This window comes from Enterovirga sp. (genome assembly GCF_035325185.1).
Lineage (GTDB): Bacteria > Pseudomonadota > Alphaproteobacteria > Rhizobiales > Beijerinckiaceae > Enterovirga.
On the sequence record NZ_DAOLAJ010000013.1, the window covers coordinates 22,071 to 24,544 of the forward strand.

At 68.7% G+C, this 2,474-nt stretch carries 4 protein-coding genes; 1 reads left to right on the plus strand and 3 read right to left on the minus strand.

What is annotated here, in order from left to right; all coding sequences use genetic code 11:
* A partial coding sequence (gene rlmJ, locus PKD06_RS04425) for a 23S rRNA (adenine(2030)-N(6))-methyltransferase RlmJ (RefSeq protein ID WP_324377985.1) occupies positions 1–258 on the plus strand: 258 nt, incomplete at its 5' end.
* Positions 259–349: 91 nt separating this feature from the next.
* Here rlmJ and PKD06_RS04430 read toward each other — a convergent pair.
* The 3 genes from PKD06_RS04430 to PKD06_RS04440 all read right to left on the minus strand — a co-directional run bounded on the left by PKD06_RS04430 (position 350) and on the right by PKD06_RS04440 (position 2,362).
* The gene (locus PKD06_RS04430; RefSeq protein WP_324377987.1) at positions 350–817 is read right to left on the minus strand and encodes a MucR family transcriptional regulator; all 468 of its coding nucleotides are present in this window, start codon (positions 815–817) and stop codon (positions 350–352) included.
* Between the two features lie 226 nt (positions 818–1,043).
* Positions 1,044–1,667, minus strand: coding sequence for an urease accessory protein UreG (ureG, locus tag PKD06_RS04435; protein WP_324377989.1), 624 nt, complete (start codon positions 1,665–1,667; stop codon positions 1,044–1,046).
* Positions 1,664–2,362 carry an urease accessory protein UreF gene (locus PKD06_RS04440; RefSeq protein WP_324377991.1) on the minus strand — a complete coding sequence of 233 codons (699 nt, stop codon included), beginning with the start codon at positions 2,360–2,362 and terminating at the stop codon, positions 1,664–1,666. Before PKD06_RS04440 ends, ureG begins: the two co-directional genes overlap by 4 nt.
* Positions 2,363–2,474: the final 112 nt, after the last annotated feature.

The following is a 2,474-nucleotide window of genomic DNA, read 5'->3' on the forward strand; positions in this document are numbered from 1 at the left end:
CGCGCCGGGCTCGCAGCCCGCGCCGGGCTCGCAGCCCGCGCCGGGCTCGCAGCCCGCGCCGGGCTCGCAGCCCCGGTCTTGCGGCTGGAACTCAACATGGCGCCCGCCGACGGGACGCGCCTTGCGGGCAGCGGCATGATGATCGTCAATCCGCCTTGGACCCTGGCGGAGGAGGCCGCATCGCTCCTGCCGGCATTGGCCGGCCGGCTGGGCGGTGGCTCGTTCCGCTGCGAGGATCTGGCTCGCGAGCGGGCCTGAGGGCCGCGCCGAAGGAGCGGAAATCCCCCTCAAGCCGCGATGGCGCTTCGTCGAGGCGCCATCGCGATCCATCGCCGCATTCGCGGGCGGATCACGCCGCGTTGCGGGCGCGCTTCGGCTTGGCGGCGGGAGCGGGGGCCGCATTGGCCTCGCGCTGGCGCTGGCGGCCGAGGCCCATCGACTTGGCGAGCTCCGAGCGCTGCTTGGCGTAATTGGGCGCGACCATCGGGTAATCGGGCGAGAGGCCCCATTTCTCGCGGTAGCGCTCGGGCGTCAGCCCGCGTCCGCTCAGATGGCGCTTGAGCGACTTGTAGGGCCGGCCGTCTTCCAGGCTGATGATGTAGTCTGGAGAAATCGACTTCTTGATCGGCACCGCCGGCGTCGGACGGGCAGGTTCCGCGAGCTTCGGCTCGGCCAATTGCTGAAGGGAATTGTGAACTGCAGCGATCAGGTCGGGGAGATCTGATTTCTGAAGCGAATTGTGCATTACGAAGGCGGATACCACTTCGGCGGTCAGCTCGATCAGATTCGGCTGGCCGATGATTTCCTTGGTTTCCATAGCCTATAGCGTTCCTTCTGCCGGGCCTGTCTAGCTGGCATGCCTCCGCCCAGGTGCCACTGTCAAGCGTTGGTCGGCCGAAGACCTTCGGTTGCCAGAGACGTCTACAGAGAGGCTTTGTACTAAAAGCTAATACGAATGAACTGGAGGCTATTGACGCTGATCAGGATTCAGGACCGCCTCCGGGCCGGCGAGATTCAGTTCTTGCGGGCCGGGGCCTGAGGTCTCAGGCGGCTCTCAGGCCGCCGGCCTGCTCGACGAAGCGGGCGATCTCCTCCACGCCCCGTCCGGCCTTGAGATTGGCGAAGACGTAGGGGCGCCGGCCCCGCATGCGCCGCGTATCCTCCTCCATGATGCCGAGATCGGCTCCGACGAGAGGGGCGAGGTCGATCTTGTTCACGACGAGCAGGTCCGATCTCGTGATGCCCGGCCCTCCCTTGCGCGGGATCTTCTCCCCTCCGGCGACGTCGATCACGTAGATCGTGATGTCCGCCAGTTCCGGCGAGAAGGTCGCCGCGAGATTGTCGCCTCCCGATTCGATCAGGACGATGTCCAGGGCGGGAAAGCGGCCGCGCATCTGCGCGATGGCGGCGAGGTTGATCGAGGCGTCCTCGCGGATCGCGGTATGCGGGCATCCCCCCGTCTCGACGCCGAGGATGCGCTCGATCGGCAGCGCGTCGGCGACCGCCAGGAGGCGCGCATCTTCCTTCGTGTAGATGTCGTTGGTGATGGCGCAGATGTCGTAGCGGTCGCGGAAGGTCTTGCAGAGCGCCTCCATCAGAGCGGTCTTGCCGGAGCCTACCGGCCCTCCGATGCCGACCCGCAGGGGGCCGTGGGTCGAGGAGGTCATGAGCGGAAGAGCCTCGTATATTGGGTTTCGTGGCGGAGGGAGCCGAGATCGGCGCGGAAGGTCGCGCCGCCGACATCCCCGAGGTCGCAGGCAAGCACGAGTTCTGCCAGGAGGCCGATCCGTGCCGAGAGCCGGGCGAGGACGCGCTGGCCCGCGGTCTGGCCGATCGGGGCGAGCCGGATCGCGGCCGAGACGAGATTGCCCGCGCGAGCCGTGAGATAGCCCTCCACCGCCGCCCGGATCGCGACGCCGTGGCAGGCGGCGGCGAGCCCGAGGGCTGCGGGATAGGCGACCTCTCCGATCCGGCCGGCCAGGGCATCGAGCCGCGGCGCCGGCCAGCTCGCCAGCACGGCGTCGAGGAAGCTGCGTCCCTGCTGGGCCGTCTCGAGGCGCAACTCCGCCGAGGGGGCGAGCGCGAGGGCGAGATCGTTGGCCGCGGCGAAGGCGTCCTCGACGCCCGCCGCCGCGGCCCGGTGGCAGGCGGCGAGCAGGATGGCGTCGCTCCGGCCGATCCCCTCCGCGAGGAGGCAGGCGAGCCAATCCTCGAGGCTCGCCTCGTCGCGCACGTCGCCGGCCTCCACGGCCCATTCCAGCCCGTGCGAATAGGCATAGGCCCCCACCGGGAAGGCGGGGGAGAGCCAGCACAGCAGAAGGTTCAGGCCGGAGGCGGCTTCAGCCGTGCCGGTGTCCGTCATGCGAATGGGATTCGTGGGCGTGGTCATGGGGATGATCGTGCCCATGGCTGTGGCTGTGACTATGGCTGTGCGTGTGCTCGTGGCTGTGCGAATGCTCGTGCTCGTGCTCGTG